Raw genomic sequence first — 19979 nt, 5'->3', positions numbered from 1 at the left:
CTCTGGCTCTCCCCCGGGATGGCGCGGTTCCAGGGTTAACCGGTTTCGGGGATTCCGAGAAGCTGGGAGCGTTTGGGGGATGAGCGGGGTTTTCAGACCTCGTCCACGCCCTGCGGGTTGCGGGCCCGGGTCTGCAGCCACATCACGCCCAGCAGGTCGGACACCGAGGCCTTGAGCCGGCCGAAATTGGTGTATTTCGACACCCCGCTCTCGCGGTGGCGATGGTTCACCGGCTGGAACTCGACCTGGTAGCCCTCGCGCAGCATCAGGGCCGGGATGTAGCGGTGGATGTGATCGAAATAGGGCAGCCGCAGGAAGGCCTCGCGGCGGAAGGCCTTGAGGCCGCAGCCGGTGTCGTTGGCGGTGTCCTTCAGCAGGCGCTTGCGCACGCCGTTGCCGAACCGGGAGGCGAAGCGCTTGGCCGAGCTGTCCTGGCGCTTGACCCGCTCGCCGCCCACCAGGGCCAGCTCGGGCGGGGCCGCCTTCAGGGCCTTGGCCAGGCGCGGCGCGTCGGCCGGATCGTTCTGGCCGTCGCCGTCCAGGGTGACGACGATCGGGGCGCGGGCGGCCAGCACGCCGCTGCGCACCGCGCGGCTCTGGCCCGAGTTCTTGCGGTGGCTCAGCACCCGCAGCTGCGGAATCTCGGCCTTCAGGGCCGTCAGCAGGGCCTTGGTGTCGTCGCGGCTGGCGTCGTCGATGAAGATGATTTCGTGCTGCTCGCCCGCGAAGGCGGCGGCGATCTCGCGCGCCAGGGCGGGCGCCGCCCCACCCTCGTCGAAGACGGGCACGACGACGGAATAGTCGGGGAGAGCGTTAGCGTTCATCGCCCTCTCATAGCGCAAAAATAGCCTAAAAGAAGGATCGTGCTATTCCACCATGATGACGCTTGAATCTCGCCTGGATGACTGGAGCCGCGGCTGGCGCGGCCCGCTGTTCGCCGCCCTGGTGGCCCTGATCGCCGGCCTGCCCGGCCTGTTCGCCATGCCGCCGCTGGACCGCGACGAATCACGCTTCGCCCAGGCCACCGCCCAGATGCTGGAAACCGACGACATGGTCGTCATCCGGTTCCAGGACCAGCCGCGCTTCAAGAAGCCGGTCGGCATCCACTGGCTGCAGGCGGCCAGCGTCACCGCCTTCTCGGCCGCCGAGGATCGCGGCATCTGGGCCTATCGCCTCCCCTCGCTGCTGGGGGCCATGCTGGCGGCGGCGGCCTGCGCCTGGGGCGCCTCGGCCCTGCTGGGCCCCAAGACCGGCCTGCTGGCCGGCGGCATCCTGGGCGCGACCATCCTGCTGTCGACCGAGGCCTTCATCGCCAAGACCGACGCGGCCCTGTGCGGCTTCACCACCCTGGCCATGGCCGCCGTGGCGCGGATCTACGCCGCCCACCTGGCCGGCCGGCCGACCGGCAAGGGCTTCAACCGCTGGACCAAGCTGGCCTTCTGGGTCGGCCTGGCCATGAGCGTGCTGATCAAGGGTCCGGTCGGGCTGATGGTGGTGGCGCTCAGCGTCGCGGCCCTGTGGATCTGGGACCGCAAGGCCCCGTGGCTCAAGGACCTGGGCTGGGGCTGGGGCCTGACCCTGGCGGCGGCCATCGTCCTGCCCTGGGCGATGATGATCACGGTCGCCACCGACGGGACCTTCTGGTCGACGGCCGTGGGCAGCGACCTGGCCCCCAAGCTGGCCGGCGGCCAGGAAAGCCACGGCGCGCCGTTCGGCGCCTACGCCCTGGGGGCCTTCCTGCTGGTGTTCCCGGCCACCCTGCTGCTGCCCTCTGGCGTGACCCTGGGCTGGACGGGGCGCAAGGAGGCGGGCATCCGCTTCGCCCTGTGCTGGCTGGTCCCCACCTGGCTGGTGTTCGAGATCCTGCCGACCAAGCTGGTCCACTACACCCTGCCCGCCGTGCCGGCCCTGGCCATGCTGATGGCCGCCGCCCTGCGCGCGCCCCTGGCCCGCACTCCCCGCCTGGTCGGCGCGATCCTGTCGGCCCTGGCCGGCCTGGTCTTCGCGGCCGGGGCGATCTACCTGCAGGTCGAGTACGGCGATCCGGGCGACTGGCCCGCCGCGATCCTGACCGCCCTGCTGTTCCTGGCCTCGGGCCTCGCCGGCGCCGTGCTGCTGATGCGCGGGACCGCCGCCATCGCCCTGGTCACGGCCGGAGCGCTGGGGATCGCCGCCCACGCCGCCCTGGTGGGCCTTCTGGTCCCCCGGCTGGAGCCCCTGCTGCTTTCGCCGCGCCTGGAAAAGGCGCTGGAGCAGGCCGATCTCGCCCCCCGGGGCGGGGCGCCGGGCCCGGTGGCGGTCACCGGCTATTCCGAGCCCAGCATGATCTTCCTGCTGGGCACCACCACCGAACTGACCGACCCGGCCGGCGCGGCCAGGGCCATCGCCCAGGGGCGTCCCGCCGTGGTCGAGGGCCGCCAGGAAAAGGCCTTCCGCGCCGCCCTCGCCGCCCTGGGCCAGACCGCCCGCCCGGCCGGGGTGGTCGACGGCTTCGACTATTCCGACGGCGACAAGGAGCGCCTGACGCTCTATCGCGGGGCGCCGGTCCGGCTGGACGACGAGACGGACGAGGCCGGTGAAGAGACCGCCGAAACCCAAGCGGAGGCCCGGCCATGAGCCGCTTCATCCAGATCGTCGAGGTCGGTCCGCGCGACGGGCTGCAGAACGAGAAACTGTCCCTGCCGGTCGAGGAGAAGCTGGACCTGATCCGCCGGCTGGAGGCGGCCGGCGCCCGGCGGATCGAGACCGTCTCGTTCGTCAATCCCAACCGCGTGCCGCAGATGGCCGGGGCCGAGGAGATCCAGGCCGCCCTGGCGCCCGACCTCGAGCGTTCGCGGATCGGCCTGGTGCTGAACATGCGCGGCTGGGAGCGCTGCGTGGCCGCCCAGTGCGACGAGGCCAATGTGGTGGTCTGCGCCACCGACGGCTTTGGCCTGGCCAACCAGGGCGCGACCGCCGCCCAGCAGGTCGACGCCCTGGCCGCCATCGTCGAACGCCAGGCGGTCGAGGGCGGCCCGCCGATCACCGCCACGATCTCGGTGGCCTTCGGCTGCCCGTTCGACGGCGAGGTGTCGCAAGACCAGGTCGTGGCCATCGCCCGCGACGCGGCGTCGATGGGCGTGACCGAGATCGCCATCGCCGACACCATCGGGGTGGCCGATCCGTGGACCGTCCGCCGGCGGATCGAGGCGGTGCGCGCCGCCGCCCCGGACGTCCGGCTGCGGATGCACTTCCACGACACCCGCAACACCGGCCTGGCCAACGCCTATGCCAGCGTCGAGGCCGGGATCGACGTGCTGGACGCCTCGGTCGGCGGCCTGGGCGGCTGTCCGTTCGCGCCGAACGCCACCGGCAACATCGGCACCGAGGACCTGGTCTACATGCTGGAGCGCGCCGGCTTCGAGACCGGCTACGACCTGTCGGCCCTGATCGAGATCGGCCGCCGGATCAGCGAACGGCTGGGCAAGAGCGCGCCGGCGTCTTCGCTGGCCCGGGCGGGCGGGTTTCCGGGATAGGCGCCAACCGCGGTTAGTATCGCTTGCCGGGCGCGGGCCACGGCGGAACCGTCGCTGGCCACCGGAGTGCGACCAAACCGGAGACTGGCAAGCGCAGTTGCCGTCGGATCGGTGTGCAACTCGAGGAAAGGTGCGCCCAATCTGGATAAAGGAGCGAGCTGCTTTGAGCGGCCGCGACGCTCCAGATCGCCCGAACGACTGCTCCCGGCGCAACGCATCCGAACCTTCTCCGTAGAAGCGATCGAAGCGATTGGTTCGCGCGAGACGAGGTTCTGACCCAGCGCATGATCATCTTCGCATCGGCTAGCACAAGTTCGGCGGTCCTGGCGCGCGGCATGAGAGGGCTCAAATGCGCTTCAAGCGCCGCCGCCACCCTCCGTTCCGCATGAGCAACTTGTCGGGAATGTTCACCCGCCACGTAGCCGACATTGAACGTCGGCTTTCTTGGCTGTGAAAACTGGGTGAGCTTCCGCCTCAGATCGGCCGCCCCGTGATCTTCCAGATCAGCGGCCGCGACACGCTCATCAGCAGGATGGCCGGGGCCAGCAGGACGGCGATCACGTAGCGCTGGATCGTGTCGGCCCGCTTGATGAAATAGCGCGACAGGCCCACGCCCTTGTGGAACTCGACCTTCAGCGGGTGCTCCAGGCTGGTGTGGCCCAGGTGGATCACCTGGGCGGCCGGCTGGAACAGCACCTGGCCGCCGGCCTGGCGGGCGCGCCAGCACAGGTCGATGTCCTCGACGTGCAGGAAATAGCCCTCGTCGAAGCCGCCCAGCAGTTCGAAGTCCTCGCGGCGCAGGGCGAAGCAGGCGCCGGAGATGGTCGGCATCGGCACGGGCGCGTCGGGCAGCGCCTCGTGCTCGCGGTGGATCTCGAACTTGGCCAGACCCTTGAACCGCGCGGTCAGGTGACCGAAGCTGAGCACGGTGGTGACGGGCGTGACCTCGCCGCGACGGCCGCCGCGCTGCTCGCTGCCGTCGGTGTTCATCACCCGCGCCCCGACCACGGTCGGGACCGGCTGGTTCTCGAACGCCCCGACCAGGGCCTCGACGCAGCCCTGCTGCAGGTTGGCGTCGGGATTGAGGAAGATGATGTATTCGCCGCGCGCGGTCTCGGCGCCCATGTTGGCGCCGCGCGCGAACCCGATATTGCCGTGCCCCTGCTGCAGGATGACCCGCGCCTCGCTGCGTCCCAGGGCGCGCAGGCGTTCGGCCTCGTCGGGCGGCGAGCCGTTGTCGATGATGACGAACTCGTCGACCAGCGGCTCGGCCAGCACGTGCTCGATGCTCTCGATCAGGGCTTCTCCCGTCTGGTAGACGACCATGACCACGGAGACGCGCGGCCGAACCGGCCGCGCGCCCATGACGAAGGTCGAATGCGAGGGAAGAATGCTGTTCATCAGGCCTGCACTACCGTCTCGGGCCGCGCCGCGGCGCGCTGACGGGCCAGGTCCGGCGGGGTCGCTTCCTCGGTCAGGGCGCGCGCGGCGTCCTCCAGAGACAGCACCTTCTGCCCCTCGCCGCCGAGGCGACGCAGGGCGACTTCCCCGTTTTCGGCTTCCTTACGCCCGACCACTGCAATCACCGGCACTTTCGCGAGGCTGTGTTCGCGAATCTTGTAGTTGATCTTTTCGTTCCTGAAGTCGACCTCTGCGCGAATGCCCAGGGAAGTCAATCGATCGGCCACGCGCTGGGCGTAGTCGTCGGCGTCCGACGTGATCGTCGCCACCACGACCTGCACCGGCGCCAGCCATAGAGGCAGGGCGCCGGCGTAGTTCTCCAGCAGAATGCCAATGAAGCGCTCGAACGAGCCCAGGATCGCCCGGTGCAGCATCACGGGCCGGTGCTTGGCGCCGTCCTCGCCGATATATTCGGCGCCCAGCCGTTCGGGCAGGACATAGTCCAGCTGCAGCGTGCCGCAGGTCCATTCGCGGCCGATGGCGTCCTGGACGATGAAGTCCAGCTTCGGCGCATAGAAGGCGCCGTCGCCCTCGGCGATCACCGGCTCGACGCCCGCCAGCCGCGCGGCCTCGGCCAGCATGCCCTCGGCCTTGTCCCAGAACTCGTCCGAGCCGGCGCGCAGCTCCGGACGCGTGGCCAGGGCGATGTACTTGGTCGTCATGCCCAGGTCACCGTGGATCATCCGCGTCAGGCGGATGAACCGCTCGGTCTCCTCGACGATCTGGTCCTCGCGGCAGAAGATGTGGGCGTCGTCCTGGGTGAAGGCGCGCACCCGCATCAGGCCGTGCAGGGCGCCGGACGGTTCGTAGCGATGGCAGGACCCGAACTCGGCCATGCGCATGGGCAGCTCGCGATAGGACCGCTGGCCCACGTTCCAGATCTGCACGTGACCGGGGCAGTTCATCGGCTTGAGCGACAGGATCTCGCCTTCCACCGTCTCGCAGACGAACATGTTGGCGCGATACTTGTCCCAGTGGCCCGACTTCTCCCAGAAGGCCTTGTCCAGGACCTGGGGCGTCTTGACCTCGATATAGCCGGCGCGGTCGAGCTGGCGGCGCATATAGGCCTCCAGCGTCTGCCACAGCTTCCAGCCCTTGGGGTGCCAGAAGACCATGCCCCGGCCTTCTTCCTGCATGTGGAAAAGGCCCAGCGACTTGCCCAGCTTGCGGTGGTCGCGCTTCTCGGCCTCCTCCAGGCGCGTCAGATAGGCCTCCAGGTCGGCCTCGCTGGCCCAGGCCGTGCCGTAGATGCGCTGCAGCTGGGCGTTGTTCTGGTCGCCGCGCCAGTAGGCGCCGGCCAGCTTGGTCAGCTTGAAGGCCTTGCCGACATGCTTGGTCGACGGCAGGTGGGGACCGCGGCACAGGTCCTTCCATTTGCCCTGGTGATAGACCGTGATCGTATCGCTGGCCGGCAGGTCACGGATGATCTGGGCCTTGTAGGCCTCGCCCATGGCCTCGAAATCGGCGATGGCCGCCTCGCGGTCGACTTCCTCGCGCGTGATCTTCTCGTCGCGGTCGACGATCTCCTTCATGCGCTTTTCGATCACCGCCAGGTCGTCCAGGCTGAACGGCTCGTCGCGGGCGAAGTCGTAGTAGAAGCCGTCCTCGACGTTCGGGCCGATCGTCACCTGGGTGCCGGGGAACAGTTCCTGCACGGCCTCGGCCAGCACGTGGGCGGTGTCGTGGCGGATCGTGTCGAGCGCCTCGGGGGCCTCGCGGGTGATGATCTCGAACCTGTTGCCGCCGCCCAGCAGGTCGGGCGTCAACGGACGGTCCAGGTCCAGCAGCTGGCCGTCCAGCTTGATCAGCAGGGCCTTCTTCTCCAGCGACTTGGAGATCGAGGCGGCCACGTCGCGGCCCGTCGAGCCGTCGGGATACTGGCGGGCCGAGCCGTCGGGGAAAATCAGGTCGATCATTCTTCACAGTTCCACTTGCGCGGCGCGCGGGGCGGAGGCGGCGGGTCGTACCCCGAGCCGCCGAACGGATTGCATCGGCAGATCCGTCCCACCGCGAGCCAGGACCCCTTCAGGGGTCCATGATCCTTGAGCGCCTGGGCCGCGTATTCCGAGCAGGTCGGCAAATAGCGGCACTGACGCCCGATGAAGGGCGAGAGCGTCGTCTTGTAGGCCCGCAGGCCCAGGTCGACGGTGCGTTCGTAGAGTGTCATGCCGGCGCTTTCGCGAACGGAGTCGGGGACTTATCGACTAGCGAAAAGTTCCGATCAAGCGGCGCCGACGCGGCTAGTTCGGGTTTGGGTCGCCGCTGTGGCCGTACGGACAGCCTCGACCGTGGCCTCGAACGCCAAAAGCGTCGAGGCATGACGGGCGGGATAGTCCTTGACCGGCTCCAGCACGGCGAGCTCCGCAAATCGGCCCTGGGGAGGCGGGCCGCCTGACTTCAGCATAGCCCGCAAGGCGTCGCGGGCCAACTCGATCTCGGAAAGATCGGCCCCGACCACCTGGGCGCCGAGGATCGCGGCCGAGGCCTGGCCCAGGGCGCAGGCGGTCACGTCCTGGGCGAAGTCGGCCACCCTGCCGTCCTCGACCGTCACGTCGACCACGATCCGGCTGCCGCACAGCTTGGCGGTCTTCTCGGCGCTGGCGTCCGGCGCGGCCAGCCGTCCGGCCCGGGGCATGTTGGCCACCAAGCCCAGGATGCGGGCCGAATAGAGGTCGTCGATCATGCTGTCTATGTGGGGGTGTTCTGGCGCTCGGACCAGAGGGCCTCGGCCCGCGCCTTGACCGCCTCGCCCATCCGGGTGAAGGCCGCCTTCAGGCGCCGGCGCTCGTCGCGGCTGACGAAGCGGACCAGCGGCCCCATGAACAGCTCGCCGTTCGAGAAAGTCGAGCCGACGTCGCTCATCTTCTCGATCTCCAGATAGCGGACCGCGGTCACGAAGCCGTTCAAGCGCCTGGTGCGCCAGTGCAGCTGCTCGTAGGGCACCCAGTCCTGGATCACCGCCTCGACCGTTGTCGCCTGACCGTCGTCGACCACCAGCTCGAAGCGCAGCGGCGTGCCGATGCGCATCTCGCCCTCCATGCGCGGATGGACCGGGTTCCAGTCCTTCCAGGACGCGAAGTCGGAGATCACCTCCCAGATGATCTCGGCGGGGGCCTGCACCCCGGTGCGGAATTCTACGGCGCGTTGCATGGGTGTCCGTCTAGCAGCTTTCAAAAACCCGCTCATCCCGGCGAACGCCGGGACCCAGATGGAATGGCTGTGAGGCTGACGCCGGGAGCGCCGCGTTCCTCCAGTCATCCGCTCCGCTCGAGGATCTGGGTCCCGGCATTCGCCGGGATGAGCGGATTATGGATGTAATTTAGTTCAGCGCCAATCCCAAAGCGCTCAGTCCTTCATCCGCCAGGTCGCGCCGCTCGGGCCGTCCATGACCACCACGCCCAGGCCGTCCAGCTCGGCGCGGATGGCGTCGGCGGCGGTCCAGTCCTTGGCGGCGCGGGCCTCGACCCGGCGCTCGAGCAGGTCCTCCACCTTGGCCTTCAGGTCGTCGTCGGCGTCGCCCTCGAACCAGGCGTCCGGGTCGGCCTGCAGGAAGCCCAGCACGCCGGCCGAGGCCAGCAGCCGGCCCTTGTTGGCGGCGATCGCCGGCTCGTCGCCGGCCGTCACCGCCCGCTCGATGGCGCTGGACAGCTCGAAGAAGCCCGACACCGCCAGCGGCGTGTTGAGGTCGTCCGACAGGGCGGCCAGCACCTCGTCCGACGGCTCGGACTCGCCGGCCGCGACGGTCTTGGCGCGGCGCAGGGCGCCGTACAGGCGGTCCAGCGCCTTCTTGCTCTGCTCGACCAGCTCCGGCGTCCAGTCCAGCGGCTGGCGATAGTGGCCCGACAGCAGCGCCCAGCGGATCACCTCGCCCGGCGTGGTCTTCAACAGCTCGTGCGGGATGATCACATTGCCCAGGCTCTTGGACATCTTCTCCCCCGACATGTCGAGGAAGCCGTTGTGCAACCAGTAGTTGGCCAGGACCGGCTGCCCATGGGCGCAGCGGCTCTGGGCCAGCTCGTTCTCGTGGTGCGGGAAGGTCAGGTCGATGCCGCCGCCGTGGATGTCGATGGTCCGGCCCAGCTGCTTGTCGATCATGGCCGAGCACTCGATGTGCCAGCCCGGCCGGCCCGCGCCCCAGGGGCTGTCCCACTCGGGCTCGTTTTCCTTGGACGGCTTCCACAGCACGAAGTCGGCGGGATGGCGCTTGTAGGGCGCGACCTCGACCCGGGCGCCGGCGATCATGTCGTCCAGGTCGCGGCCCGACAGCGCGCCGTAGTCGGCGAAGGCCTGGGTGTCGAACAGCACGTGGCCCTCGGCGGCATAGGCCGAGCCGTTGTCGACCAGCCGGCCGATCATCTCGACGATCGGGCCCATGTGCTCGGTGGCCTTGGGCTCCAGGGTGGGGCGCAGGGCCAGCAGGGCGTCGGCGTCCTGGTGGTAGGCGGCCAGGTAGCGATCGGTGATCACCTTGATCGCCACGCCCTCGGCCGTGGCCTTGGCGTTGATCTTGTCGTCCACGTCGGTGACGTTGCGGGCATAGACCACCGCCTCGGCGCCATAGACGTGGCGCAGCAGGCGGAACAGCACGTCGAACACCACGACGGGCCGGAAATTGCCGATGTGGGCGTGGTTGTAGACCGTCGGCCCGCAGACATACATCGTCACCCGGCTCGGATCGGCGGGGGCGAAGTCGCGCTTCTCGCGCGCCATGGTGTCGTAGAGCTTGATGGTCATGGGAACGGGGCGGCCTGACGTCGCGGGAGTGTTGCGGGGATACGGGTTGGCCCCATATAACGAGAGCACGCGCGCACGACCACGACTGATTGGCACGATTGTTTGGCCGGAGGCGCGCGACGGGTGGCACGCGTAATTCCAGGACGAAAGGCGTCCTGGCGCAACTCAGCCCGTGGAAAGACCCTTCCCGCACATGGACGCACTGACCCGCGAGCGAACCCTGATCGGCCTCGATTCCGAAACCGGTCTTGATCTTGAACCCGGCTTGCATCCCCATTCTTGGCGCCCCACCCGGGACGAGGCCATGGCCGCCGTCCGGACCCTGCTGGCCTGGGCCGGCGACAACCCCGACCGCGAAGGCCTGCTCGACACGCCCCAGCGCGTGGTCGACGCCTATGGCGAGTGGTTCGCCGGCTATCACGGCGACCCGGCCGTCGAGCTCTCCCGCACCTTCGAGGACGTGCAGGGCTATGACGACATGGTCATGCTGCGCGGCATCGACGTGCAGAGCCACTGCGAGCACCACATGGCGCCGTTCCTGGGCAAGGCCTGGGTGGCCTACATGCCGACCGGCAAGGTCGTGGGCCTGTCCAAGCTGGCGCGGCTGGTCGAGATCTTCGCCAAGCGTCTCCAGACCCAGGAGACCATGACCATGCAGATCGCCGACGCCATCGAGGATCACCTGAGCGCCGCCGGCGTGGCCGTGCTGATCGACGCCGAGCACCAGTGCATGTCGACCCGCGGCGTGCGCCACCACGACGTCTCGACGATCACCACCCAGTTCCGCGGCGTGTTCAAGACCGACAAGGGGCTGCAGCAGCGCTTCATGGACCTGGCGGCGCGGAAATAGGTTTCGGCGGCGGTCCCCCTCCGGCCCTTCGGGCCACCTCCCCCAGAGGGGGAGGATCTGGCGGCGGGATGCTCCCCCTCTGGGGGAGCTGTCGCGGAGCGACTGAGGGGGCCGGCGGAGCCGGAGAGCGTTTGAGATGTTGAAGACCAGGCTGGCGGCTCTGGCCGTCGCGATGACGGCGAGCATGACCATGGCGGAAACTCCGAAGGCTCCCTGGGACTCCGACATCCTTCCCCCGCCGCTGGCCTGGCATGGGGCCAGCGAGGCGCTGGTGGCCAAGGCCTCCGATCCGTGGGTCACGCCCTCGGAGCTCACCGGTCTGACCGCCTCGCCGGACTATGCCGAGACCCGCGCCTGGCTCGAGAAGCTGGACGCGGCTTCGCCGCTGATCCGCATGGAGACCTTCGGCAAGTCGCCCGAGGGCCGCGACCTGCTGGTGGTTTACGCCTCCAAGGACGGCGCCCGGTTCGATCCGGCCAAGCCCGTGCTGCTGGTCCAGGCCGGCATCCATCCGGGCGAGATCGACGGCAAGGACGCCGGCATGATGCTGCTGCGCGACATCGCCTTCGGAAGGGGGGCGTTCCCCGCCAAGGACGCGCTGCTCGACAGGGTCAACCTGGTCTTCGTGCCGATCTTCAGCGTCGACGGTCATGAGCGCGCGTCGCCCTACAGCCGTCCCAACCAGCGCGGCCCGGTCGTCCAGGGCTGGCGGCACACGGCCCAGAACCTCAACCTGAACCGCGACTACGGCAAGCTCGACGCGCCGGAGATGCGGGCGATGATCGGCCTGATCAACAAGGTCCGGCCCGACCTCTACATGGACATCCACGTCACCGACGGCGAGGACTACCAGTACGACATCACCTATGGCTGGGCCGGCTATCTGGGCGATTTCGCGCGCTCGAAGGCCACCAGCGCCTGGCTGGACAACATCTACCTGCCGGCCACCGAGGCGGGGCTGAAGGCGGCGGGCCACATCCCTGGCCAGCTGGTCTTCGCCCTGGACGACCGCGACCCCAAGAAGGGCCTGGGCGCCTCGCCGGCCTCGCTGCGCTACTCCAACGGCTATGGCGACGCGGCGCGGATCGCCACGGTGCTGGTCGAGAACCATTCCTTGAAGCCCTACCGCCAGCGGGTGCTGGGCACCTACGTCCTGCTGGAGGAAAGCCTGAAGGTCCTGGCCCGGGACGGCGCGGCCCTGCGCGCCGCCGAGGAAGCGGATCGCGCCCAGCGGCCGGCCGTGGTCGAGGCCAATTTCGGGACCAGCTTCGGCGGCGGCGGCGACAAGCCCCTGCGCACGGTGAGCTTCCTGGGCGTGCGGTACGAGACCTACGACTCCCCGGCCTCGGGCCGCAAGGAAATCCGCTGGCTGGGCGAGCCCGATCCCCAGCCGTGGTCGCTGCCGCTCTACGCGGCCGAGCCGTCGCTGAAGCTGACCCCGCCCAGGGCCTACTGGATCTCCTCGGCCAAGCCCGACGTCATCGAGCGCCTGCGCATCCACGGCCTGCGCATGGAAACCTTGACGGCGCCCAGGGCGGTGTCGGTCGACATGATCCGCTTCACCGCGCCCAAGCTCGCCGCCCGCGCCAGCGAGGGCCATGTCGAGATAGACGCCGGCCCGGTGACCCACGAGACCCGCACCGTCACCTGGCCCGCCGGCTCGGTGCGGATCCCGACCGACCAGCCGCTGGGCGAGCTGGCGACCCTGCTGCTGGAGCCGCAGAGCGACGAGAGCTTCTTCGCCTGGGGCATGTTCCCCGAGGTGCTGCAGCGGGTGGAATATATCGAGGGCTACGCCATCGCCCCCCTGGCCGAGAAGATGCTGGCCGCCGATCCGAAACTGAAGGCCGAGTTCGAGGCCCGGCTGGCGGCGGACCCGAAGTTCGCGGCTGACCCGGACGCGCGGCTGGGGTGGTTCTATGCGCGCACGCCCTACTACGACGACCGCTACCGGCTCTATCCGGTCGGGCGGGAGCTGTAGCGGAGACCTCTTGGCGAAACCTGGCGAAGAGGCCATATTCGCGGGATGAAAGTCACTTCCGCCGAGACCTCCAAGGCGTTGCGTGAAGCTCGCGAACGACACGGTTCGTGGTCGAGTGTGATCGAGCATGCCCAGCGCGGCTCCGACGGGGTGCTCCGTGTTCCGAAAGCTTCGGAACCGGAACACAAGGAGCCTGTCGCCCGGCGAGTTGGGTGACATTCAGCTTCAATCTTGTTCTGGCGCTTTTTCTGCTCGCGCCGGGCTTCGCCTTCGTGGCGGGCGTCTACTCCGGCGGCTTCAAAACCCGGCTCGAAACCTCGCCGCCGCCGCCTAATTCGATCATCGCCCTCGCGCTGGTGACAGCCGGCGCTCTCGCCGCGCATGTTTGCTGGTCGGCGCTCTATGGGCTCGGCGAACTGATTGCCGGCTTCCTGCATCTAGGGTGGACCTGGCCTCACCCGAACCCCTACCTGGACGCGCTGGCGTTGGCGGCTGCCGCCGACCATGCCCAAAGCCTCAGCCTGCCCTGGATTCTCATCAATCTGGCGGTGCTTACCGGCCTGACCTTCCTCGTGACACAAGGCCTGCTGGGCTGGAGCCTGAAGCGACATGCCCTTGTACGCAATGCACTCTACGGGTGGCTGGCGGAGGCGACCGCCGTGGAAGGCGCGATCGGCTACGTCGTCACCAATCTGGAACTGGACGGAGCCACGATCGGCTACGAAGGGATCCTGGATTATGTGACGCTCGACTCGTCCAAGCAGGTCGTCTCATTGGTCCTGTCGGACTGCGAGCTGTTCACCCTTGTGGCGAAAGGGGGACTCGTCCACCGGGTGCCGAACCCTCGCCAGACTTCTCTCGAGAACATCGTCCTGCACCGCGAGGCGATCCGAAACATGGCGTTCACGCCGCTCGGGGTCAGGGACTAAGCCCATCGCCTAGTCGCCCGCCCGACGATCCGGCTTGCCAGCCTCCCTGAACGCTGCCCCTTATGCCGCACGTTCGATTTCCAGTTTCACGAGTGACGACCGATGGACACCATCACATCCGGACACGCCGCCGCCCTGTGGGTGGGGCTGCACGTCCTGCTCCTGCTGGTGCTGTCGATGCTGGTCGTGCGCCTGCGGCAGAAGCACAAGGTCGCCCTGGGGGACGAAGGCATTCCCGAGCTGGCCCGCGCCATCCGCGCCTTCGGCAACGCCAGCGAATACATCCCCGTCGGCCTGGCGGCGATCATCGTCCTGGCCCTGGTCGGCGCCCCGCCGCTGGCGATCCACGTGGTCGGCCTCGTCCTGTTCGCCGGCCGGCTGATCCACGCCGTGGGCCTGTCCAACAGCGGCGGCGCCTCGATCCCGCGCGCCGTCGGCATGATCTGCACGTGGGTGGCCTACATCTTCGGGGCGGTGGCCCTGCTGTTCTACGCGATCGGCTGATCCGGCGGCGGCGGAGCGCTTGCCCCCGCCCCGCCGCCTCGTCCATAAGACCGCATGGACGAAAACCTGTTGCATGACGTGCTCGCCGCCGCGCGGACCGCGGGCGCCGACGCCGCCGAAGCCGTGTTCGCGCAGCGCCAATCCCTCTCCGTCGGCGTCCGCCTGGGCGAGCTGGAGGAGGTCGAGCGCGAGGAATCCCGCGACATCGGCCTGCGGGTGTTCATCGGCCAGCGCAGCGCCACGGTGTCGGGCTCGGACATCTCGGCCGAGGGCCGGGCCAAGCTGATCGACCGGGCCGTGGCCATGGCCCGCCTGGCGCCGGAGGATCCCTACGCCGCCCTGGCCCCGGCCGAGCGGCTGGCGCGCGGCCCGTTCCGGGACCTGGACCTCCACGACCCGACCGAGCCGTCGGCCGAGACCCTGGAGACCCAGGCCCGCGAGGCCGAGGCCGCCGCCCGTGGCGTCGAAGGCGTGACCAATTCCGACGGCGGCTCGTCGTCCTGGAGCGCCTCGACCTGGCGGCTGGTCACCAGCGAAGGCTTTTCCGGCCTGCACCAGGCCAGCGGTTTTGGCGTCTCGGCCTCGGCGATCGCCGGCGAGGGCGCGGGCATGGAGCGCGGCGGCGAAGGCCGCTCGACCCGCCACGCCGCCGACCTGCCCTCGCCCGCCAGCATCGGCCGCAAGGCCGGCGAGCTGGCCGTCGCCAAGCTGAACCCGCGCAAGCTGGACTCGACCACCGCCCCGGTGATCTTCGAGAACCGCCTAGCCATCTCGTTGCTCAGCCCGCTGATCGGCGCGATCTCGGGCCCGTCGATCGCCCGGGGGACCTCCTTCCTGAAGGACCGGCTGGGCCAGGCGGTGTTCGCCAGGGGCGTGACCCTGCTGGACGATCCCTTCCGCCCGCGCGGCCTGGGCTCGGCCCCGTTCGACGACGAGGGCGTGGCCTGCGAGCCGCGCGCCCTGATCGACGACGGCGTGTTGACCACCTGGCTGATGAACGTCAGCGCGGCCAAGCAGCTGGGCCTGGAGAGCACCGGCCACGCCTCGCGCGGCCTGGCCGGCCCGTCCGGCGTGTCGACCCATAACCTGACCCTGCAGCCGGGCCAGCGCGACCTGGCCGGCCTGATGGCCGACGCCGGGACGGGCCTGCTGGTCACCTCGATGTTCGGCCCCTCGCTGAACGGCAACACCGGCGACTGGTCGGTGGGCTGCTCGGGCTTCTGGTTCGAGAACGGCGTCTCGACCGGCCCGGTCACCGAGATCACCGTGGCCGGCAACCTGATCGACATCTACGCCCGCCTGGTCCCTGGTTCCGACCTGGAGATCCGCGGGGCCAGCAACAGCCCGTCCCTGCTGGTCGACGCCCTGGCGATCGCCGGAAAATGACCGACCTGGACCTGATCCTGGCCGCGGCGCGCGAGGCCGGGGCCCTGGCGCTCTCGGCCCGCGAGGCTGGGCTGAAGGTCTGGTCCAAGGACGGCGGCTCGCCCGTCACCGACGCCGACCTGGCCGTCGACACGCTGCTGAAGGACCGGCTGGGCGCGGCCCGGCCGGGCTATGGCTGGCTGTCGGAGGAGACGGCCGACGCCCCCGCTCGACTTGCGACGCCGCGCCAGTTCGTCGTCGACCCGATCGACGGCACCGTGGCCTTCATCAAGAACAAGCCCTGGTTCGCCGTCTCGATCGCCGTGGTCGAGAACGGCCGCCCGGTCGCCGGCGTCGTCCACGCCCCGGCCCTGGACGAGACCTACGCCGCGACCCTGGGCGGCGGCGCGACCCTGAACGGCGCGGCGGTCAGCCCCAGCGACACCGACGACCTCGAGGACGCGGCCATGCTGGGCGACGCCAAGATGTTCGCCCATCCGGTCTGGGCGACCCCGTGGCCGCCGATGCGGGTGGAGAGCCGCAACTCGATCGCCTACCGCCTGTGCCTGGTGGCCGCCGGGGCCTTCGACGCGGCGGTCGCCCTGTCGCCCAAGAACGAATGGGACCTGGCCGCGGCCGACCTGATCTGCGCCGAGGCCGGCGCCGTCCTGAGCGACCACCGGGGGCGGGCCTTCACCTATAATCGGGCAAATCCGCTGCTTCCCAGCGTGGTTTGCGCCAATCGCGCGCTTCACCCGTTGATCCTGTCACGCGTCGGGCATATCGACCTGCCGCAACGATAACTTCCGCGCAGGAAATTCCACGCCATGAGCGACAAGCAGCTTCTTCACCTCGTGATCGGCGGTGAACTGAAGAACGTTTCCGATATCGAGTTCCGCGACCTGTCGCAGGTCGAGTTCGTCGGCGCCTACGCCAGCTACGCCGACGCCCACAAGGCCTGGAAGGCCAAGGCCCAGGCCACCGTCGACAACGCCCACGCCCGCTACTTCATCATCCACGCCCACAAGCTGCTGGACCCGAGCACGGACTGAGGGCAAGCGGCGGGGACTTGCCCCCTACGGATCGCTACGCGATCGTCTTCCCCCAGAGGGGGAAGAGCCTGGCCTTAGGCTCCGCCCCCTATGGGGGCGGACAGGCGGCGAAGCCGCCAGGTGGGGGCAAGTGCGCGCTCCCCCTACTCCCGCCGCAGGATCCCCTCCGTCACGATCCCGCCGATCATCCCGGCCCGGAAGTCGGCCTTGATCTTCACCGGATCGTAGTCGGGGCTCTCCACCCACTGGGTGAAGGTCAGGCCCTTGGGGGCGGCGTCGGTCAGGTAGCGCTCGAAGGTGTAGTCCAGCACACCGGTCTTGCCCTGCCTGATGTGCAGATACTTGAACGACAGCTGCTCCATCGCCGCCTCGATCGGCAGGCCCAGGCGGTAGTGGGCGTAGAGCACGCTCATGATCCCGGCCCGGTCCGCGCCCGACTTGCAGTGCATCAGGGCCGGATATTCGATGGTCTCGAACAGGTCGCGCGCGCCCAGCACCCGCTCCTTGATCGGGACCTCGCGCGAGGTGATCACGAAGTCGACCATCTTCAGGCCCAGCTTGTCGCAGGCGTACTTTTCCAGGGCGTAGAAGCTGCCGTCGAACCCGCCGCGCAGGTTGATGACGGTCTTGATCCCCTTCTTCTTCCAGGCCGCCAGCTGGTGCGGCCACGGCTGGTTGGTCCGGACCAGCTCGGGGCTGATCCAGTGGTCGTTCTTGAAGCCCAGACGCAGATAGGCGTGGTCGTTCCACAGGTAGGAGAGGTAGGTGCGAAACCGCCCCCAGCGGGTGGTCGTGTCGTAGCCGGGCAAGCGGGCGATCCTTCGGTGAAGAGGCCTAAGTAGGCGCCACAGCCCTGTAATGCAAAAGCCACAGCGCCGCACCCCCGCCGCATTGACAGGCCATAGCCCAGCTTGACAGTCCCGCCCCGACAGCCGACCCCTGCCGCCATGACCGATCCCGCCGCGCCGCAAGCCACCAACCGCGCCCTCGCCGCGCGGATCTGGCGCGAGTATCTGCGGCCGCGCCGGGGAACCCTGGCCGCGGCCATGGTCAGCGCCGCGATCGTCGCCGCCCTGAGCGCCGGCCTGGCCAAGGTGCTGGAGCCGGCGGTCGACCAGCTGATCACCCATCCCCAGCCGGGCGCGCAGTGGCGGATCCCGCTGCTGATCGCCGTCATCGCCATGTCCCGCGGCCTGTTCCAGGTGCTGCAGACCCGGTCGATCAACCAGGTCGGCAACGGCGTGGTCGGCGACATGCAGGTGCGGCTGTTCGGCAAGCTGGTGCGCTCGGACCTGGCCCGGCTGCGCGGCGCCCATTCGGGCTCGTACGTCTCGTCGATGCTGTACGACGCCACCCTGATCCGCGAGGCGGCCACCAGCGGCGTGGTCAACTACACCCGCGAGATCCTGACCGTGGCCGGCATGCTGGTGGTCATGTTCCAGCTCGACTGGCTGCTGGCGTCGGGCGTTCTGGTCATCGCCCCGCTGGCCAGCCTGTTCATGCGGCGGTTCTCGAAGAAGACCACCAAGGCCGCCAAGGGGGCCATGGGCGAGACCTCCAACCTCTCGACCGCGATCATGGAGAGCCTGGACGGCGTCAAGATCGTCAAGATGGAGAACCGCGAGGCCTATGAGGAAGGCCGGGTGGCCGCCGTGGTCGCGCGCCGCCAGCGCTTCCTGATCAAGGGCTCCAACGCCAAGGCCATGGCCGCGCCGGCCACCGAGACCTTCGGCGCCCTGATCACCGCCGCCGTCTTCGTCTATGCCGGCTGGCGGGCCAGCACGGGCGGGATGACGGCGGGGACGTTCACCGGCTTCCTGTTCGCCCTGGCCGCGGCCCTGCAGTCGCTGCGCCAGGTGGCCAACCTGCAGACGGTGTTCAGCGAGGGCTTCACCGGCGCCCGCCGCCTGTTCGAGGTCCTGGACGTCGAGCCGGCCATCATCGATCCGCCGGACGCCAAGGTCCTGCCGGCGGGCGAGGCGACCATCGTCCTCGACCGGGTCAGCTTCGCCTATGGCGACAACGCCCCGGCCCTGCACGACGTCTCGATCCAGGCCCGGCGCGGCGAGACCGTCGCCCTGGTCGGCCCGTCGGGCGGCGGCAAGAGCTCGCTGCTGAACCTGATCCCGCGCTTCTACGACGTCACCGCCGGGTCGGTGACCATCGACGGTCACGACGTGCGCGGCGTGACCCTGGCCTCCCTGCGCGACCGCATCGCCCTGGTCACCCAGGAGCCGTTCCTGTTCGACGACACCATCCGCGCCAACATCGCCTACGCCCGGCCCAGCGCCGCCGAGGACGAGATCGAGGCCGCGGCCCGCCAGGCGGCGGCCCACGACTTCATCGGCGAGCTGCCGCTGGGCTACGACACCCTGGTCGGCGAGGCCGGGACGCGGCTGTCGGGCGGCCAGCGCCAGCGGATCGCCATCGCCCGCGCCTTCCTGAAGGACGCCCCGATCCTGCTGCTGGACGAGGCGACCAGCGCCCTGGACACCGAGAGCGAGGCCCAGGTCCAGGCGGCGCTGGAGCGGCTGATGGCCGGCCGCACCACCATCGTCATCGCCCACCGCCTGTCGACCGTGAAGGACGCCGACCGCATCTATGTGATCGACCGGGGCCGGGTGGTCGAGACCGGGACCCACGCCGCCCTGGTGCGCCACAAGGGCCTCTACGCCCGCCTGGCCAAGGCCCAGGACCTGGACCATCTGCCGCCCAACCCTCAAGATGGCGTCTCCCCGGAGATCGGCGCATGAGGCCGCTGCGCTGGCCGCTGGTGATCCAGGTCGTCTCGTCGATCTTCGCCGGCTATTCCAGGCTGGTGTTCCGCACCCTGCGGATGACGCGCGAGGGCCAGGAACACGCCGAGGCGGTCTGGGCCCAGGGCCGCGAGACCGGGGTCGGGGCCATCCTGTGCTTCTGGCACGCGCGCATCCCGATGTCGCCGCTGACCTGGCCGCAGAGCCCGGACCGTCAGGACATGCGGGCCCTGATCTCGCGCTCGGCCGACGGCGAGTTCATCGCCCGCACCGTCGAAAAGCTGGGCTTCCCCGCCATCCGCGGCTCGTCGACCAAGAAGACCGACCCGGCCAAGAACAAGCACGGCGAGCAGGCCTTCCGCGACATGATCAAGTGGGTCAAGGACGGCGGCGGGATCGCCATCACCCCCGACGGCCCGCGCGGCCCGGCCGAGCGCATGGAGAAGGGCACCCCATCCCTGGCCCGGGCGACCGGCGCGCCGGTGATCTTCGTCGGCCTGGCCGCCAAGCCCTGCCTGCGCCTGGGCTCGTGGGACCGCACCGTCATCCCCCTGCCCTTCGCCAAGGCCGCCATGGTCTGGAGCGCCCCGACGACGGCCGGCCGGGGCGACGATCCCGACGCCCTGGTCGAGGCCTGGGCGGCGCAGCTGTCGGCCGTGACCCGGCGGGCGGAGGAGATCGTGGGGGCGGAGCCGGACGCGGTTTAGACCCTCCTTGATGCTCGTCATCCCGGGCCTTGTGCCCGGGACCCCTTTGTCCGCCGCAAGTGCAGCAGTGTGGCGCGCCGTCGGTTGAACCAGGGGTCCCGGGCACAAGGCCCGGGATGACGGTT

At 69.5% G+C, this 19979-nt stretch carries 19 protein-coding genes; 11 read left to right on the top strand and 8 right to left on the bottom strand.

Annotated features, from left to right (window positions below):
• Window positions 1-92: 92 nt before the first annotated feature.
• Window positions 93-824 carry a glycosyltransferase family 2 protein gene (locus AC07NX_RS07410; RefSeq protein WP_494640429.1) on the bottom strand — a complete coding sequence of 244 codons (732 nt, stop codon included), beginning with the start codon at window positions 822-824 and terminating at the stop codon, window positions 93-95.
• Window positions 825-879: 55 nt separating this feature from the next.
• On the opposite strand from AC07NX_RS07410, the gene AC07NX_RS07405 reads away from it, so the two are divergent.
• Both AC07NX_RS07405 and AC07NX_RS07400 read left to right on the top strand, forming a co-directional pair.
• Window positions 880-2616 carry an ArnT family glycosyltransferase gene (locus AC07NX_RS07405; protein WP_494640467.1) on the top strand — a complete coding sequence of 579 codons (1737 nt, stop codon included), beginning with the start codon at window positions 880-882 and terminating at the stop codon, window positions 2614-2616.
• Window positions 2613-3515 (top strand): hydroxymethylglutaryl-CoA lyase, encoded by a 903-nt coding sequence (locus tag AC07NX_RS07400; RefSeq protein WP_494640428.1) that lies wholly within the window; start codon window positions 2613-2615, stop codon window positions 3513-3515. Before AC07NX_RS07405 ends, AC07NX_RS07400 begins: the two co-directional genes overlap by 4 nt.
• A gap of 474 nt (window positions 3516-3989) precedes the next feature.
• On the opposite strand, the gene AC07NX_RS07395 is transcribed toward AC07NX_RS07400, so the two are convergent.
• The 6 genes from AC07NX_RS07395 to cysS all read right to left on the bottom strand — a co-directional run bounded on the left by AC07NX_RS07395 (window position 3990) and on the right by cysS (window position 9710).
• Window positions 3990-4916, bottom strand: a complete 927-nt coding sequence (locus tag AC07NX_RS07395) for a glycosyltransferase family 2 protein (protein WP_494640426.1) — start codon at window positions 4914-4916, stop codon at window positions 3990-3992.
• A complete protein-coding gene (gene thrS / locus AC07NX_RS07390) occupies window positions 4916-6892 on the bottom strand; it encodes a threonine--tRNA ligase (protein WP_494640425.1) in 1977 nt (658 codons plus the stop codon). The genes AC07NX_RS07395 and thrS overlap by 1 nt, the downstream gene beginning before the upstream one ends.
• On the bottom strand, window positions 6889-7143 hold the full coding sequence (gene yidD, locus AC07NX_RS07385) for a membrane protein insertion efficiency factor YidD (protein ID WP_089923768.1): 255 nt from the start codon (window positions 7141-7143) through the stop codon (window positions 6889-6891). Before yidD ends, thrS begins: the two co-directional genes overlap by 4 nt.
• 54 nt (window positions 7144-7197) lie before the next feature.
• Window positions 7198-7659, bottom strand: a complete 462-nt coding sequence (locus AC07NX_RS07380) for an iron-sulfur cluster assembly scaffold protein (protein ID WP_494640422.1) — start codon at window positions 7657-7659, stop codon at window positions 7198-7200.
• Window positions 7660-7664: 5 nt separating this feature from the next.
• Window positions 7665-8126 (bottom strand): SRPBCC family protein, encoded by a 462-nt coding sequence (locus AC07NX_RS07375; RefSeq protein ID WP_494640420.1) that lies wholly within the window; start codon window positions 8124-8126, stop codon window positions 7665-7667.
• Window positions 8127-8321: 195 nt separating this feature from the next.
• Window positions 8322-9710, bottom strand: coding sequence for a cysteine--tRNA ligase (gene cysS, locus AC07NX_RS07370; protein WP_494640418.1), 1389 nt, complete (start codon window positions 9708-9710; stop codon window positions 8322-8324).
• Between the two features lie 193 nt (window positions 9711-9903).
• On the opposite strand from cysS, the gene folE reads away from it, so the two are divergent.
• The 7 genes from folE to AC07NX_RS07335 all read left to right on the top strand — a co-directional run bounded on the left by folE (window position 9904) and on the right by AC07NX_RS07335 (window position 16391).
• Window positions 9904-10560, top strand: coding sequence for a GTP cyclohydrolase I FolE (gene folE / locus AC07NX_RS07365; protein WP_494640416.1), 657 nt, complete (start codon window positions 9904-9906; stop codon window positions 10558-10560).
• A 136-nt stretch (window positions 10561-10696) separates the two neighbouring features.
• Window positions 10697-12541 carry a M14 family metallopeptidase gene (locus tag AC07NX_RS07360; protein WP_494640414.1) on the top strand — a complete coding sequence of 615 codons (1845 nt, stop codon included), beginning with the start codon at window positions 10697-10699 and terminating at the stop codon, window positions 12539-12541.
• 212 nt (window positions 12542-12753) lie between these two features.
• Window positions 12754-13470: a hypothetical protein gene (locus AC07NX_RS07355; RefSeq protein ID WP_494640412.1), complete on the top strand. Its 717-nt coding sequence runs from the start codon at window positions 12754-12756 to the stop codon at window positions 13468-13470.
• A 102-nt stretch (window positions 13471-13572) separates the two neighbouring features.
• Window positions 13573-13974, top strand: coding sequence for an MAPEG family protein (locus AC07NX_RS07350; RefSeq protein ID WP_035076692.1), 402 nt, complete (start codon window positions 13573-13575; stop codon window positions 13972-13974).
• A 54-nt stretch (window positions 13975-14028) separates the two neighbouring features.
• Window positions 14029-15360, top strand: coding sequence for a TldD/PmbA family protein (locus AC07NX_RS07345; protein WP_494640410.1), 1332 nt, complete (start codon window positions 14029-14031; stop codon window positions 15358-15360).
• A complete protein-coding gene (locus tag AC07NX_RS07340) occupies window positions 15357-16142 on the top strand; it encodes a 3'(2'),5'-bisphosphate nucleotidase CysQ (protein WP_494640408.1) in 786 nt (261 codons plus the stop codon). The genes AC07NX_RS07345 and AC07NX_RS07340 overlap by 4 nt, the downstream gene beginning before the upstream one ends.
• A gap of 24 nt (window positions 16143-16166) precedes the next feature.
• Window positions 16167-16391, top strand: a complete 225-nt coding sequence (locus AC07NX_RS07335; RefSeq protein ID WP_494640406.1) for a DUF4170 domain-containing protein — start codon at window positions 16167-16169, stop codon at window positions 16389-16391.
• 143 nt (window positions 16392-16534) lie between these two features.
• On the opposite strand, the gene AC07NX_RS07330 is transcribed toward AC07NX_RS07335, so the two are convergent.
• The gene (locus AC07NX_RS07330) at window positions 16535-17200 is read right to left on the bottom strand and encodes a protein-tyrosine phosphatase family protein (protein ID WP_494640404.1); all 666 of its coding nucleotides are present in this window, start codon (window positions 17198-17200) and stop codon (window positions 16535-16537) included.
• 138 nt (window positions 17201-17338) lie between these two features.
• Here AC07NX_RS07330 and AC07NX_RS07325 point away from each other — a divergent pair, with 138 nt between their 5' ends.
• The gene (locus AC07NX_RS07325; protein ID WP_494640402.1) at window positions 17339-19144 is read left to right on the top strand and encodes an ABC transporter ATP-binding protein; all 1806 of its coding nucleotides are present in this window, start codon (window positions 17339-17341) and stop codon (window positions 19142-19144) included.
• Window positions 19141-19854, top strand: coding sequence for a lysophospholipid acyltransferase family protein (locus AC07NX_RS07320; RefSeq protein ID WP_494640400.1), 714 nt, complete (start codon window positions 19141-19143; stop codon window positions 19852-19854). Before AC07NX_RS07325 ends, AC07NX_RS07320 begins: the two co-directional genes overlap by 4 nt.
• Window positions 19855-19979: the final 125 nt, after the last annotated feature.

It is taken from the genome of Caulobacter sp. GW821-FHT09A05 (assembly GCF_059418465.1).
Note: the sequence above shows the minus strand (reverse complement) of the source record. Positions and strands in the feature narration are given on the sequence as shown.

Coding starts and splice junctions, on each gene's coding strand:
- AC07NX_RS07410 (WP_494640429.1), bottom strand. CDS start 824: ATGAACGCTAACGCTCTCCCCGACTATTCCGTCGTCGTGCCCGTCTTC.
- AC07NX_RS07405 (WP_494640467.1), top strand. CDS start 880: ATGACGCTTGAATCTCGCCTGGATGACTGGAGCCGCGGCTGGCGCGGC.
- AC07NX_RS07400 (WP_494640428.1), top strand. CDS start 2,613: ATGAGCCGCTTCATCCAGATCGTCGAGGTCGGTCCGCGCGACGGGCTG.
- AC07NX_RS07395 (WP_494640426.1), bottom strand. CDS start 4,916: ATGAACAGCATTCTTCCCTCGCATTCGACCTTCGTCATGGGCGCGCGG.
- thrS (WP_494640425.1), bottom strand. CDS start 6,892: ATGATCGACCTGATTTTCCCCGACGGCTCGGCCCGCCAGTATCCCGAC.
- yidD (WP_089923768.1), bottom strand. CDS start 7,143: ATGACACTCTACGAACGCACCGTCGACCTGGGCCTGCGGGCCTACAAG.
- AC07NX_RS07380 (WP_494640422.1), bottom strand. CDS start 7,659: ATGATCGACGACCTCTATTCGGCCCGCATCCTGGGCTTGGTGGCCAAC.
- AC07NX_RS07375 (WP_494640420.1), bottom strand. CDS start 8,126: ATGCAACGCGCCGTAGAATTCCGCACCGGGGTGCAGGCCCCCGCCGAG.
- cysS (WP_494640418.1), bottom strand. CDS start 9,710: ATGACCATCAAGCTCTACGACACCATGGCGCGCGAGAAGCGCGACTTC.
- folE (WP_494640416.1), top strand. CDS start 9,904: ATGGACGCACTGACCCGCGAGCGAACCCTGATCGGCCTCGATTCCGAA.
- AC07NX_RS07360 (WP_494640414.1), top strand. CDS start 10,697: ATGTTGAAGACCAGGCTGGCGGCTCTGGCCGTCGCGATGACGGCGAGC.
- AC07NX_RS07350 (WP_035076692.1), top strand. CDS start 13,573: ATGGACACCATCACATCCGGACACGCCGCCGCCCTGTGGGTGGGGCTG.
- AC07NX_RS07345 (WP_494640410.1), top strand. CDS start 14,029: ATGGACGAAAACCTGTTGCATGACGTGCTCGCCGCCGCGCGGACCGCG.
- AC07NX_RS07340 (WP_494640408.1), top strand. CDS start 15,357: ATGACCGACCTGGACCTGATCCTGGCCGCGGCGCGCGAGGCCGGGGCC.
- AC07NX_RS07335 (WP_494640406.1), top strand. CDS start 16,167: ATGAGCGACAAGCAGCTTCTTCACCTCGTGATCGGCGGTGAACTGAAG.
- AC07NX_RS07325 (WP_494640402.1), top strand. CDS start 17,339: ATGACCGATCCCGCCGCGCCGCAAGCCACCAACCGCGCCCTCGCCGCG.
- AC07NX_RS07320 (WP_494640400.1), top strand. CDS start 19,141: ATGAGGCCGCTGCGCTGGCCGCTGGTGATCCAGGTCGTCTCGTCGATC.